This window comes from Thermococcus barophilus MP, from assembly GCF_000151105.2.
Classification (GTDB): Archaea; Methanobacteriota_B; Thermococci; order Thermococcales; family Thermococcaceae; genus Thermococcus_B; species Thermococcus_B barophilus.
In genome coordinates this window covers 977,890-991,959 of the sequence record NC_014804.1, presented here as the reverse complement: position 1 = coordinate 991,959, position 14,070 = coordinate 977,890, and the positions used below count along the sequence as shown (strand labels likewise).

Below are 14,070 nucleotides of genomic sequence, written 5' to 3'. Positions count from 1 at the left end.
TTGAAATGGTTAAGATTACCCTTGAAAATATAACCAAAAAATTTGGAGACTTCACGGCTCTGGACAATATTAATCTAAAAATTGATGATAGAGAGTTCATGGCATTGTTAGGTCCTTCAGGAAGTGGAAAATCCACTTTGCTTTACACGATAGCCGGGATTTATAAACCGACAAGTGGGAGAATTTATTTTGATGATAGAGATGTTACAGAAGTTCCTCCAAAGGACAGAAACGTGGGATTGGTTTTCCAGAACTGGGCACTTTATCCTCACATGAAAGTTTTTGACAATATAGCGTTTCCTCTTGAGCTGAGAAAAGCTCCCAAGCAGGAAATTGAGAAGAAGGTTATAGAAGTTGCAAAGATGCTCCACATTGAAAACCTGCTTGACAGATATCCATGGCAGCTCAGCGGTGGTCAGCAGCAGAGAGTTGCAATAGCAAGAGCTTTAGTCAAAGAACCTGATGTCCTGCTCTTGGATGAGCCTCTGAGCAACTTAGATGCTCTGCTTAGAATTGAAGTTAGAGCTGAGCTGAAGAGACTGCAGAAGGAGTTAGGCATTACAGCAGTTTACGTTACTCATGACCAAGCTGAGGCATTGGCAATGGCTGACAGAATAGCTGTGATTAGGGAAGGGAAGATACTTCAGGTGGGGACTCCGGATGAAGTTTACTACAAGCCAAAATACAAGTTTGTTGGGGGATTCCTTGGAAATCCACCCATGAATTTTGTTGAAGCGGAAGTTGAAAATGACTACTTAAGGGTTTATGAAAGCAGAATACCAGTCCCTGGTCAGTATAGGGGGCTGATTGAAAAGCTCGGCATAAAGGAAGTGCTCCTTGGATTTAGACCGCATGATGCAGAGGTTGTAAAGGGCATCAGTGAAGGATTGGTTGGAGAGGTATACTCTTTCGAACCTCTTGGAAGAGAGCAGATAGTCACTGTTTCCGTTGATAAGGCATTTGTTAAAGTGTTTGCACCAGAAGGGGAACACTTCACATTTGGAGAGAAAGTGACGGTGAAAATTAGGGAAGATAGAATTGTTCTGTTTGATAAAAAGACAGAAAAAGCTCTGGAGTTTTTGGTTTAGTCTTTCTTATTTTTCCATACCAGCCAAACTGTCGCCGCTATTCTAAGATTTGTTAAGACTGCTAATAGAGCAAAGAGAGCTTTTATTTGCCCGGCTAAGCAGAATAACATTGTTAGGAATATCCTTTCGTCCCTCTTTCCGATAAGGTATCGCATTGTATATATTTCCCTGTAAATGTCGCTTCCATACGCTGCCTTATAACGCTCCGTTGAATAGCTTACCATCGCTGAGCCAAAGATTGCTGTCACAGCTATTGCCCACCAGAGTGGTTCTTTAATTGTAACATAAGCCAATGTGAGCAGAAATGCAAAGTCCACGTATCTGTCAAGAATTGAGTCCACATAACCACCAAATCTGCTCGTCTTCATGCTCGCACGTGCAATCTCTCCATCAACACCGTCAAGAATAGAGCTTATTTGATACAGAATCCCGGCTAGGGGAATGCTGACAAAATTCAGTAAAGCTGAGAGAATGCCAAGCAAGAAAGTTACAACTGTCATCTGGTTGGGAGTAACGTAATCAACTAAGAAAGAGCTTATTCTCGTGGAGATTTTTCTGTTCAAATGTCTTGATATGACACCATCTCCACTCCCCTTTACAGAACTCTGGATTACAAGCTTTCTTGCTTTCTTGATATCCTCTGGAGTGTCAATGTCCATCCAGAAAAATCCGCTCACAGAAGTTACTTTAAGCTTTGCTCTTTTCACGATCTCGCTCAGCTCAGCTTTTCCTTTTTCTGATAGAATCTCATCAGCAACATCAAATATCTCGGGAGTCAAGACGAAGAATCCAGTATCAATGGCGTCAAAATCTTTAAGGTGCTTTCCAATGTCCTCCACGCAGCTATCTTTGATTCTAACCTTTGTTGCTTCCTCAACGCTGGTATACTTTGGGGCTTTATCAACAATGAGACCTTTCCCTTTCACAGCTCTCTCAAGAAAAGCTTTTCCATAGATATGATCACTCATGACAAGGATGAACTTTTCGCCAACTAAATCCTTGGCTAAGTAAAGAGAATACCCATTGCCCTTCTCTGGATGTTCGTTTATTACAATCTGAACCTTAAAACTATTCTTCTTAGCGAATTCTCTAAATTTAGTCTCGTATTTTGGATTTGTAACGATTATAAACTCTTCAACACCAAGCTCTTGGAGAACTTTCATGGTTCTATAGAGGATTTCTCTACCAGCAACTTTTAGAAGACCTTTGGGGGTTTCTTCAGTCAGCTTTCTCAGCCTTGTTCCAAGTCCAGCCGCAAGAATCACTGCCCTCTTTGGGGTCATTAACTTCACCCCCAAGCTTTTTTAAGATGTATTGAGAATCCTATTTTGAGACCAATATTAAATTTACTAAAGGTTAATTTAAAGCTTTCGGGTGGGAACATGAAAATAGCAACTTTGTTTTCGGGAGGGAAGGACTCAACATACGCCTTATACTGGGCAATGCAGCAGGGATTTGATGTGAAATATCTGGTTAGCATTCACTCTAAGAGTGAAGAGAGCTATATGTACCATGTCCCGAACATTCATCTAACAGATTTGCAGGCTGAGGCGATAGGGATTCCCCTAATTAAAGGATATACCACTGGGGAAAAAGAAAAGGAAGTTGAGGACTTAAAGAGGGTTCTTGAAGGGTTGGACATTGATGGGGTCGTTGCTGGGGCTTTGGAGAGCGAATATCAGAGAGTGAGGATTGAGAGGGTTTGTCATGAGCTTGGGCTGAGAAGCTACACTCCGCTGTGGCACAAGAACCCAGAGATGCTTTTGAGGGATATGCTGCATGCTGGCTTTGAGATTGTGATAGTTGGAGTGTCTGCTTACGGTCTGGATAAGAAGTGGCTTGGAAGAATTGTTGATGAAAAAGCCATTGAGGATCTTAAAGAGCTGAACAGAAAATATGGCATTCACATTGGAGGAGAGGGCGGGGAATTTGAGACCTTCGTTAAGGATGCGCCGTTTTTTAAAGCAAGAATAGTTTTTGATGAAGTTGAAAAAATTTGGGATGAATACACCTATTCGGGAGTTTTGGTCGTTAAAAGAGCGCATTTGGAGTGGAAATAGGGGGTTTGTCAATAGCTTTATTTCTTGGAATGCTAATTCTAATTTTGGTGAGACTCCATGATCTTTGTTGGTACCTGTGGCTTTTGTGAAGCCCGCAAAAGATATTTCCAAAATTTCAAGACAGTTGAAATTCAGCAGACTTTTTACCGAATTTTGAAAGAAAAGACCCTTAAAAAATGGCAGAGCGAAGCACCCGAGGACTTTATATTCTCAATCAAGGCTTTTCAGGGAATAACACATCCAGCCAATAGTCCAACATGGAAGAGGAGCAACGTTAAGCCAAGCAGAGATGTTGGATTTTTGAAGCCTACCAATGAGGTCTTTAAGTACTGGGAGATAACACTCAACGAAGCAAGAATTTTGAACGCAAGTTTTATCTTAATCCAGCTTCCCAAAAGTTTTAAGGAAACCGAGGAAAACTTTGCCAACGCTGAAGGGTTCTTCTCGAAGATAAGCAGGGACATTGAGATAGCTGTTGAGCTTAGAGGCTGGAGCGAAAAGGGGATAAAGAAATTCGTGAGAGAATTTGATGTCATTGATGTAACAGACCCTCTCGCCAGAAAGCCTCTTCACAAAGGGAACATCAATTACTATCGCCTTCATGGGGCATACGAGAACGGGAGGATAATTTACAAGCACAAATATACTGATGAAGAGCTTGAAAAGATTGCAGAACGGGTAAAAGAGTGGAACAAAAAGGAAAGCTACATTTACTTTAACAATGTCTATATGTGTGACGATGCAAAAAGGTTTAAGAGGCTGATTTAATCAGAACCACGAGGCTTCATCATCACATCAGCCAAGGGTGGGATCATCATCTGAAGCCTCGGAATCTTTGGATCATCACCCTTCAGGTCGGATCCAGCTCCTCATCGGCTGAACCCAGGCTTCCTAACATTCAGGACTTCTCTATTCACAAGTGTTGGCGGAACTTCACCTTTAGCGAAGGCTATCAAATTCCTCGCAACAAGCTCTGCCATTGCATATCTTGCTCCGTAAGTTGCACTACCTATATGTGGTGCCAAGGTCACGTTCTTCAGTTTAAAGAGCTCCTTGTTATAGTAGGGTTCTTCTTCAAAGACGTCTAAGCCCGCTCCGGCAATCCAGCCCTCTTCGAGAGCTTTAATCAAGGCTTTTGTATCAACAACCTTTCCTCTTGCGATATTGATAAGTATTGCCATTGGCTTCATGAGCTTAAGCCTCTTCTCGTTTATCATATAGTAGGTTTCCTTTGTCAATGGAACTGCTAAAACCACGAAGTCGCTCTCCCTAAGCAGCTCATTTAACGGTTTAAACTCAGCTCCAAGTTCTTCCTCTTTTTCAGGCTTTCTTGTGCGAGAATAATAGAGAATCTTCATGTTAAATCCCCTGGCTCTTCTTGCTATCGCCTGTCCTATTCTTCCAAAGCCTATTATTCCGATTGTCTTTCCATAGACATCATAGCCGAGGTACATGAGCGGATGCCATGCAACGCCTTTTCTCTTCCATTCCCCACTCCTCACAAATTTATCAGCATCAACTAACTGCCTCGCTGTTGCTAAAAGCAGAGCCCAAGCGAAATCTGCTGTGGCTTCGGTTAAAACGTCTGGCGTGTTGGTTACATAGATTCCTCTTCTCGTAGCCTCTTCAATGTCAATATTGTCGTAGCCGACTGCATATTGAGCGATGATTCTAAGTCTTGGGGCATTGTCAAGGATTTCCCTGTCAATTTTGTCGCTCAGCAGAGTTACTAAGGCATCAACGTCTCTAACCTTCTCAAGCAGTACTTCTCTCGGGGGTTCTTTTTCATCTCTCCAGACTTCTACCTCATAGTACTCTCTGATAACATTGATCGCGGTCTCCGGAATCTGTCTTGTAATGAACACTTTGGGTTTCCTCATAGTATCACCATCTTATACCTTGGTGTGAACAAAATATTAATATCATGACGATGTATATCTTAATGCTAAGATTCTCATTGGAGGGGATCCCATGGACTATAATAAATTTTTGGCTGGAAGGGCTAACTGGATTAAAGGATCAGCACTGGCAGAAGTTATGAAAAAAGCTGCAGAGCTCCAGAGCAAAGGGAAAAACCTTATCTCTTTAGCCGCTGGAGATCCGGATCCTAATTTAATTCCAAGAGAAGTCTTAGGGAAGCTTGCAAAGGACGTTTTAGCCAATATTCCAAGCTCTGTAATGTACACGCCAGCAAATGGAATTCCTGAGCTCAGAGAGGAGGTTGCTAAATTCCTCAAAAAGTATGAACACGTGGAGGTTTCTCCGGAGGAGATAGTAATAACTGTAGGGGGCACTGGGGCTCTTGATTTGCTTGGGAGGATTCTTATAGATCCCGGAGATGTTGTAATCACTGAGAATCCAAGCTACATCAATACAATACTGGCGTTTGAGCAGCTTGGAGCAAAAGTGGAAGGGGTTCCTATTGATAGCAAAGGAATGAAACCAGACGCTCTCCAAGAAAAGATTAGAGAGCTTAAGTCAAAGGGTCAGAAGATAAAGTTCATCTACACAATTCCAACAGGTCAGAATCCCATGGGAGTAACAATGAGTGAGGAGAGAAGAAAAGCACTCCTTGAAATTGCAAGTGAGCATGACCTTTTGATAGTTGAGGATACAGCATATAATTTTATGAAATACGAAGACAGGGAAATAAGATCATTGAAAGCGCTTGATAAGGAGGGAAGAGTCATTGTGGCTGGAACACTGAGCAAAGTTCTTGGAACAGGCTTTAGGATTGGGTGGGTAGTAGCGAAAGGAGAGATCAGGGATAAAGTCCTGATGGAGAAGTCTCCAATAGACTTCTGTGCTCCAACAATTTCTCAATACATTGCTCTCGAATATTTGAAGAGAGGATATTTTGAGGAATATCACCTAAAAAGAGCCCTCCCAGGTTATAAAGAAAAGCGAGATGCCATGGTAAATGCTCTCCAGGAGCATCTGCCTAATGCAGAATTCACGAAGCCGATAGCCGGAATGTTCGTTATGCTGTTCCTTCCAGAAAATGCTGATGGGATGGCATTTGCGAATGAGCTGATGGAGAGAAAAGGCGTTGTTGTGGTTCCGGGAAAGCCGTTCTACACAGATGAGAGTGGAAGAAATACAATAAGGCTCAACTTCTCAAGACCAAGCAAAGAGGAGATCGAAGAGGGAATAAAGAGGCTTGCAGAACTCTATAATGAGAAATTCTAAGGTTTCGATATTCTTTTAAGCTTTCCTTTCAACTTTTTCTCCATGAAAGCTCAAGGCTACATTGAAGAGATGAGCGATGAAGGGTTAGGTGTTTTAAAGGCTGAAAAGCCGATCTATGTCCCATATACTGTTGCTGGAGACTTTGTGAGAGTGTATACAACGAGGAGAAGATTTGGAAGATATATTGCTGAGAAATTTGAAGTTGTTGAGTTTTCTCAACTCAGGCAATCTCCAAGATGCATGCATTTTGGAAAGTGTGGAGGCTGCTTGTGGCAGCATATAAGGTATAAAGAACAGCTGAAGCTTAAGCAAGAAAATTTTAGGAAAATTACAGGCATTGCAACCGATATCAAAGGTTCACCAAAGCTCTTTGGATTTAGGAATTCGAGCAACTTCATCGTGACAACTCAAGGGATTGGATTTAAGGAATATGCCAGACCCTTAAGCATCGTTGATGTCAAAGAGTGCCCTGTCTTCTCAAACAAAACTTGGGACTATCTAAAGACTTTAAAGGAGTTTATGAAGGAAGAGAATCTTAAAGCTTGGGATTTAAAAAGAAAGAGAGGGGATGTCCACTACTTGAGCGTTAGAGAGGGCAAATCTACAGACGAAGTCATGATAAGCCTTATAGCCCACATTAAGCCGAATGAAAAGCTTGCAGAAGCTTTTAGGGACTACTTCTACTTTGCAGATTCCCTCTACTGGAGCTTTAAAGCTGACAAAAGAGACGACCCAAAAGGAGAGCCTAAGCTCATAGCTGGGAAACCCTACATCAGCGAAAGGATCGGGGATGTGGTTTATCTAATTCACCCAAACAGTTTTTTCCAAGCAAATTCTTATGCCCTGCCTCTGTTGTTGAAAGCCGCTGAGGGCTTCACGGAAGGTGAGAAAATCCTGGACTTATATTCAGGACTCGGGACTTTTGGAATTTGGCTGGCTAAGAGGGGTTTTAAGGTTGAGGGGGTTGAAGCTAATCCATTTGCAGTTGAGATGGCAAATAAAAACGCCAAGCTCAACGGTGTTGATGCAGTTTTTAGACTTGGGAAGGCAGAAGAAACGGCAATCGGAGATTACGATACTGCTGTAGTTGACCCTCCAAGAAAAGGGCTGAAAGAGACGGCAGAACTCTTGGCAAAGAGTAACGTTGAGAACATTATTTATGTTTCCTGCAATCCAAAGGCTTTCAAGCTTGACTATGAGAATCACTTGAAAAAGGCTTACCAGATTGAAGATGCCCTTTTAATTGATATGTTCCCGCATACGCCGCACGTTGAGGCTGTTGTTAAGCTGGTGAGAAAAGTTTAAATAGTTCAGGCTTAATTATCATAATCATGTATGAACAATTTGTGAACCGTGAAAATGAGCTTGAGGCATTGAGAAAAGCATACATCAGCAAAAGAAAGGAGCTTATAATTGTTTACGGACGCAGAAGAGTGGGAAAAACCGCTCTCGTTCAAAAATCCGTGAAGAGTCTTAACCATATTTATTTTTTCGCCGAAGAAACACTTGAAGAAGAAAATCTTCTGATGTTCAGGAAATTAACTGCTGAAGTTCTTGGAAATCCCATCATAGCAAAGGCAGAACTCTCGTGGGAGGAGCTTTTCGAGCTTCTTGATGGTTCAAATGTCATTGTGATAATAGATGAGTTTCCGAACCTTATTAAGTCCAACAGGGCAATAATCTCAAAGTTTCAAAAGATTTGGGACAGTTCAAAAAACCTTAAGCTCGTCCTCACAGGTTCTTCAATAAGCATCATGGAAAGCCAAGTTCTCGGATACAAAAGTCCGCTCTATGGAAGGAGAACTCTCTCAATAAAGCTTGAACCCTTAAAATTCTTCCATCTGCGCGAGTTTTTCCCTGAAAAAAGCTGGGAAGAACTCGTTAGAATTTACGGCATAACAGATGGCATCCCGGCTTATATAAAGGAGGTTCAGTTCAGGCTGAGCGCTGGAGAGAAGCTTGAAGGGGTATTCCAGCCAAATAAACCCCTCTTTGATGAGGCGGAATTTTTGCTTAGAACAGAACTGAGAGAGCCGGCGCGCTACTTCGCAATACTCAAGGCAATAGCCTTTGGCAAGACAAAGTTCGGCGATATAGTGAGCTTTACGGGTTTGCCAAGTTCGACGGTCTCCCAATATCTCAGTAACCTCCAGACCCTTCACATAGTTGAAGAGAAGCATCCTGTTGGGGAACCCGAACGGAGGAGGAACGCACGCTACTACCTCAGCGACCTCTACTTTAACTTCTGGTTCCGCTTTGTCTACCCCAACCGCTCTCAGCTTCTTGAGTTCGGATATATTGAGAACTTTGAGGAGGAGTATAACCAGTATTTGGGCTTCGTTTTCGAAAAGGTTGTCGAGCAGTTCCTCAGGGAGCTGAACAGGAGAGAAAAGCTCCCATTTAAGTTCACGAAGATCGGGAAGTGGTGGCACAAGAATGAGGAGATTGATCTTGTGGCTTTGAACGAGCGGGAAAAGAAGGCGCTCTTCGTTGAGGTCAAGTGGAAGGATTTGAAAGATAGGGAAGCTCGTGGAGTTCTCAAAGATCTTGAGCGGAAGGCAGAACTCGTTGGGCTGGACGGCTGGACAAAGGCTTACGGACTGGTGGCCAAGAGCTTAGAAGGAAAAGAAAAGTTGAGGAGCAAAGGCTGGCTGGTCTGGGATTTGGAGGATTTCGAAAGGCTTATTGAAAAGAAAGATGTGAGAAAATAAAAATCAAAGAGCCGCCCAGAACGGATCTTCTCTTGCCTTAACTTTTGCAATCATCTTCAAAGCCTTTATATCGGTCTCGTCAAGCATATCTCTAAGCTCTTTCACAAGCCTTATTGCATCGTCTCTGCTCAAATCAACGTAGAGAATTTCTCCTGGATGGATGTGCCTTCCAACTATTGGGCCATCAATGGCAATGGCAACGGCTTCACCTTTTTTGGCTTCTTGGAGAAAGTCATTTTTGGACTTAATGGACTTTATTGTTCCGACCTTCTGTCCGTTTTGCTTTATTAGAGTGTAGCCAGGCTTAATTCTTCCCTCAAGGACTTCAACACCAACTATTGCTGGATGACTTCTCCTGAAGACGTAACGTTCATCTGGGAACAGTCTTATAACGCCGGGGAAAGTTGTCTTAGCTAACAGCTCCTTTTTCTTCTTCTCTTCTTCCGCTTTTACCCATGCTTCGTAGTCCTCAATTATCTTATAGATGATGTTCCCGACGAATATTGGCACCCCCTTGGCCTTTGCAATTTCCTCCGCATCTTCGTTGACTTTGACGTTGAATCCAAGAACGACACCGTAGAGAGGCTTTTCTTCTTTTACGCTTAGAGCCTCCATGACATCGGTTTTGCTTATGTTTCCGACATCAGCTTTTCTAATGGGGATGTTTTTCTCCTGGAGCTCCTTGCTTAACGCTTCAAGGCTTCCAAGAGTGTCAGCCTTAACTATTACCCCAACCTTGTCCGTGCTTATCACAACGCTTTTAATCTGGTTAAGAATTTCCTGCCTTGCTTTTTCGATTTCCTCTTCACTCCTGCACGCTATCACCGGTGAACCTGCTAAGGCCTCCTCCAAATCGGGTGCGGCTATCTTAACACCCGCCGCTGCAACGACTTCATCAACTTGGTCAAACCTGAACCTTGGGTCTCTAATCTCATCCAAGGGCTTCGGCTTGAGCAAAGCTCTGATCTTCGTTACTATTGCTTTGTCCTTTCCACCGACGACTATGATGTCATCCTTGTGGAGTGTTCCATCGTAGATTATGACATCAATAGTTGTCCCCAATCCCGGCTCTTCCCTAACCTCAAGGATCGTACCCCTCGCTGGACCTTCAACCTCAATCTTGAGCTTTTTCTCCAAATACTTCTGAGATAAACCAGCTATGAGGACTAAAAGCTCCGGAACACCTATCCCATACTTGGCTGAAATTGGAACGATAGCCAGCTCACGTGTAAAGTCTTGAACTCTATCAAACCTGTTCGCTTGGAAGCCCATCTCATAGAACTTTCCAATAAGCTCCCAGAGCTTTGTCTCAAGCTCTTGCACAGCTCTTTGATCCTGTTTTTTAATGTTCACCAAGAAAGGCTCCCATTCCTGGATTTTCCAGCCCTTTATACGGTCAATCTTGTTTGCAGCAACTATGAACGGTGTTTTATATCTTCTCAGGATTTCAATACTCTCAATTGTCTGGGGCTGAAAGCCTTCATTTATGTCAACAATGAGAATGGCCAAATCAGCCAAACTGCCTCCTCTCGCTCTCAAACTTGTGAATGCCTCGTGACCTGGAGTGTCAATAAACAGCAAGCCAGGAAGCTTTATCTCGCCTTTCCAGAGCTTTAGGAGAGGCCCAGCAATTTGCTTAACAACATCGATAGGGACTTCAGTTGCACCTATGTGCTGGGTTATCCCCCCGGCTTCTTTAGCGGCGACATTTGTTTTACGGATTTTGTCAAGCAGAGTGGTGTTGTGGACTAAGATTCCGTTGGCTATGAAGTTGTGAGTTTCGGTTGTGAGGTCATAGACATAGCCGTCATATTCTATTTCTTCAACACTTTCCACAGGTATAAAGGCAAGGTTCTCAATTATGTTCTCAATGTAGTCCACGTCCTTTGAATCGAACTCTTTGTTCTTCCAGACTTCGACGAGCTCTTTGCCGAGTTCTGTAAGCTTTCCGTTTTTGATTAAACCGTCTGCTTCAAAAGCCTTAATGTAGTTGTGATCTATTTTTGAGCCTTCAAGGGTACTGAGCTTTGTATCAAGGTTTTTTGAGCCCCGCCTGATTGCAGCAAGAATCTTCTTGAGGATTTCATAACTCGGAAGCTCTGAGCTTTCATATTTTGAGTAATAAGAAACTTCGCTGTTGAGTTCGCTTTTTGTAAATCCAAATAAAAGCCTCAGCCTTTTGAGCTCTTCCTGAATTGGATAAAGCTCGCTCTTTTTACTCTTCTTAATTATCTCATCAAGCCTCTCAGCCTTGGCTCTTACTGTGAATCCGATATGTCTCCTAAATTCAATAAGGTTCCTTCTTCCTGAGATTATCAGTGTCCAGTATCCTTTATTCTCATAAATTTTCGACAGGATTCCAAACCTGAGAAGCACGAGAGTTAGCTTTTCAATGAACTCCTTTGATGCACTCGTTACTTCAATTCTTGCATCCTTCAAGCTGACATAAGCGTCTGCATCAAAGTAGCCCCTAACGAATTCAGCCACGAGCCCCTTTGGAGCAATGAAGAGGACTTTTGGAACCTTGATGTTATGAGCCTTTTTCTCTTCCGGATACTCGAAAAGCACTTTTATCAATCTAAGCAGGGCATTTTTCGCTTTTCTCAGTTCTATTTCGTAGGAAGTTCTCCTCTTGACTCTAACAAGCTCTACACCAAGGGATTCAAGACCTTTGAGCCTCTCGAAGACTTCCTCATCGTTGTTTGCTATTTTTTCTTGACTTCCATCACCGAACATGACTCCAGCAAAGTAGAACACAGCCTTCCACTCGCCCATACTTTTTGGCATTTCCAGATAGTATAGAGGCTTTCCAGAGCGATGAACCCGGGGAGTAAAAGCTATTTTTTCAATGCTATCGTTGAGATTCAATTTTTCAATGTCCTCTTTTCTGAAGACATTTTTTTGGACCTTGTATATCTTATATTCTCTAAAGTGCTTCCTAATTTTTTCGAGCTTATCCTCACCTATCTTTACAATTAGTTCTTTCGTTAGAATTTTCGAGTAAACGAACTCCATAAAACGCTCGTAGCTCTCATTCCCCTCGATTCTCTTTGGAACTGCAACATAGTCTCCTGGCTTAAGCTGGTCGGCTCGTTTCCATCCTTTGTTCGTTAGAAACGGATGCTCCGGGGTTACACTAATAGAGTGCCAGTTTTTTAGCTTCACCCTAAGGATTTTGCCCCTGTGCTTCAACCGCCAGATATAGGGACTTTTAGCTCTCCGAATAGTCCCGTCTTGACTTACAACATGAACCTCAATGTTAAGTTTTCTGATTTCTTTTTCCCAATCTTTAGCAATAACTTCTCCTCCAAGCTCAAACAGCTCTTTTAATGTAACTTCACCAAGCTCTGGAACTATTATCTTTTCATCTGGTAAGAGGCACTTTCCATGATCAACATGACCAAGAACAGCTATAATTGGCTGTCTAATTCTTTTCATTTTTCCCACCTTCTTGTCGTTTGTCAAATTATTAAATGAGCGTCAACTTAATGCAAGCTCCAAGCTAATTTAAAAAATTGACTTTTAAAAGTTTGGTAGAAAAGAAAAACTACTCAATCCACTCGCCCTTTTCCTTATCCCAGTGCGTCTTGTAGAACCAGTCAGCGGCTTTTGAATATTCAAAGATTTCTTCGGGCTTGAAGTAGAGGTTTATCTCACGCTCAGCGCTCTCCGGGCTGTCGCTTGCATGGACAACATTATAGATTGCATCCCCAACATCCAAACCTAAATCTCCCCTTATTGTTCCCGGCTCTGCGTCTTTTGGATCAGTTGCACCAGCCATCTTTCTCACGACGCTGATGGCGTAACGACCCTCAACCACCATGACAACGCTTGGAGCCTTTGTTATGTAGTCAATGAGGGCATTGAAGAACGGCTTCCCTTTGTGCTCCTCATAGTGTCTCTCCGCCAGCTCTCTATCAATGTGAATCATCTTCATTCCAACGATTTTAAGGCCTTTCTTTTCAAATCTTGAGATGATTTCTCCTATTAATCCCCTAACAACGGCATCTGGCTTTATTATAACCAATGTGCGCTCAACCTTATTGTCAGCCATTGGCAACACCAGAAGAGCTTAGCATGAAGTGTTAAAATGCTTTTTGGTCATAAATATTTCATTCAGTAAGGCAGTTGAAAGAGCTGAAGACGCTAAAGCTAAAAGAAAAATTTGGAAATCAGCACCATGGTCCACCAATCCACTTATTACCCCAGCCATAGCCGTTAATATTTGTCCATGCGTCTACAAAAACTCTAGAGTGTGCGTCCCAATGGGCAGCAACTGGGGATAATAGATCCCAGAACATATAGCTGGCGTCTGCATAAACTCCAGCAGAAACTGTACCAACTCCACTGGTATGGGAGCTGAATGAGCACTTGATAACTCCCCATGGGTGATATTCATATGAAAGATCATTAACACTAAGAATCTTATTTCCATAATCTACCCAAAAAGTACCTTTAGCAACTGTTTTTGACCAAACAGCATCACCTATGCTCCAAGTGTAAGTATATTCTGCAGTAATTACATAAACTGTGCTTAGTGCTTCTACATTAGATACCTGAGCTTTAATATAATAGAATGTTTCTTTACCAGATGCTTTTGTTTCTGTCTTTTCTTCCAGTATTTTGAATTTTAATTTGTCAATTTCTTTGATTCCATTCTTATCCCAAATGACGTAAAATGAGTCTGTTAAGGGATTAGACGATTTCTGGAATATAGAATAATATGCCCCTTTTACTGGAAATGTTGCTATATGTTTTGCTCCTTGAATTTTTTTGTTTAGTATTTTTGCTCCCTCTAAAGGTAGTGAGAGCATAACTTCCCTTGGAGTCAGATTGTAAGGTCCCTTAATAGTATAATTGAGAGTCCCACTTGCGTGTAATTCTTCAATGTTTGTACTGCATTTACAAGAGTTGTTCCTAAATCCACTGTCTGCATATACAAGAAACATACTACCCAATAATATCCCAAATATAAACCATACAATCTTCTGCTTCATTCGCCCCCTCCCCAAGGGGTATTTC

At 42.3% G+C, this 14,070-nt stretch carries 11 protein-coding genes; 6 read left to right on the top strand and 5 right to left on the bottom strand.

What is annotated here, in order from left to right:
- Nucleotides 1–5 precede the first annotated feature (5 nt).
- Nucleotides 6–1,088, top strand: coding sequence for an ABC transporter ATP-binding protein (locus TERMP_RS05640; RefSeq protein WP_013467405.1), 1,083 nt, complete (start codon nt 6–8; stop codon nt 1,086–1,088).
- Here TERMP_RS05640 and TERMP_RS05635 read toward each other — a convergent pair.
- Entirely contained in the window at nt 1,085–2,371 is a 1,287-nt protein-coding gene (locus TERMP_RS05635; protein WP_013467404.1) for a bifunctional L-myo-inositol-1-phosphate cytidylyltransferase/CDP-L-myo-inositol myo-inositolphosphotransferase, read from the bottom strand. The two genes, TERMP_RS05640 and TERMP_RS05635, sit on opposite strands and share 4 nt — an antisense overlap.
- 99 nt (nt 2,372–2,470) lie before the next feature.
- On the opposite strand from TERMP_RS05635, the gene TERMP_RS05630 reads away from it, so the two are divergent.
- Together TERMP_RS05630 and TERMP_RS05625 are read left to right on the top strand one after the other, a co-directional pair.
- A complete protein-coding gene (locus TERMP_RS05630) occupies nt 2,471–3,148 on the top strand; it encodes a diphthine--ammonia ligase (protein ID WP_013467403.1) in 678 nt (225 codons plus the stop codon).
- A 57-nt stretch (nt 3,149–3,205) separates the two neighbouring features.
- The gene (locus TERMP_RS05625; RefSeq protein ID WP_013467402.1) at nt 3,206–3,916 is read left to right on the top strand and encodes a DUF72 domain-containing protein; all 711 of its coding nucleotides are present in this window, start codon (nt 3,206–3,208) and stop codon (nt 3,914–3,916) included.
- A gap of 101 nt (nt 3,917–4,017) precedes the next feature.
- Here TERMP_RS05625 and gyaR read toward each other — a convergent pair whose 3' ends face one another.
- Nucleotides 4,018–5,028: a glyoxylate reductase gene (gyaR, locus tag TERMP_RS05620; protein WP_013467401.1), complete on the bottom strand. Its 1,011-nt coding sequence runs from the start codon at nt 5,026–5,028 to the stop codon at nt 4,018–4,020.
- 91 nt (nt 5,029–5,119) lie between these two features.
- On the opposite strand from gyaR, the gene TERMP_RS05615 reads away from it, so the two are divergent.
- The 3 genes from TERMP_RS05615 to TERMP_RS05605 are packed head-to-tail and all read left to right on the top strand — an operon-like array spanning nt 5,120 to nt 9,048.
- Entirely contained in the window at nt 5,120–6,337 is a 1,218-nt protein-coding gene (locus TERMP_RS05615; RefSeq protein ID WP_013467400.1) for an aminotransferase-like domain-containing protein, read from the top strand.
- A gap of 42 nt (nt 6,338–6,379) precedes the next feature.
- Nucleotides 6,380–7,642 (top strand): 23S rRNA (uracil(1939)-C(5))-methyltransferase RlmD, encoded by a 1,263-nt coding sequence (gene rlmD / locus TERMP_RS05610; protein ID WP_013467399.1) that lies wholly within the window; start codon nt 6,380–6,382, stop codon nt 7,640–7,642.
- Nucleotides 7,643–7,668: 26 nt separating this feature from the next.
- Complete coding sequence (locus TERMP_RS05605) at nt 7,669–9,048, top strand: ATP-binding protein (protein ID WP_013467398.1); 1,380 nt, start codon at nt 7,669–7,671, stop codon at nt 9,046–9,048.
- A gap of 3 nt (nt 9,049–9,051) precedes the next feature.
- Here TERMP_RS05605 and infB read toward each other — a convergent pair whose 3' ends face one another.
- From infB to TERMP_RS05590, 3 genes are all read right to left on the bottom strand, one after another.
- The gene (gene infB / locus TERMP_RS11390) at nt 9,052–12,486 is read right to left on the bottom strand and encodes an intein-containing translation initiation factor aIF-2 (RefSeq protein WP_013467397.1); all 3,435 of its coding nucleotides are present in this window, start codon (nt 12,484–12,486) and stop codon (nt 9,052–9,054) included.
- Between the two features lie 109 nt (nt 12,487–12,595).
- Nucleotides 12,596–13,102, bottom strand: a complete 507-nt coding sequence (gene ndk, locus TERMP_RS05595) for a nucleoside-diphosphate kinase (RefSeq protein ID WP_013467396.1) — start codon at nt 13,100–13,102, stop codon at nt 12,596–12,598.
- Nucleotides 13,103–13,220: 118 nt separating this feature from the next.
- On the bottom strand, nt 13,221–14,045 hold the full coding sequence (locus TERMP_RS05590) for a hypothetical protein (RefSeq protein WP_013467395.1): 825 nt from the start codon (nt 14,043–14,045) through the stop codon (nt 13,221–13,223).
- Nucleotides 14,046–14,070 lie beyond the last annotated feature (25 nt).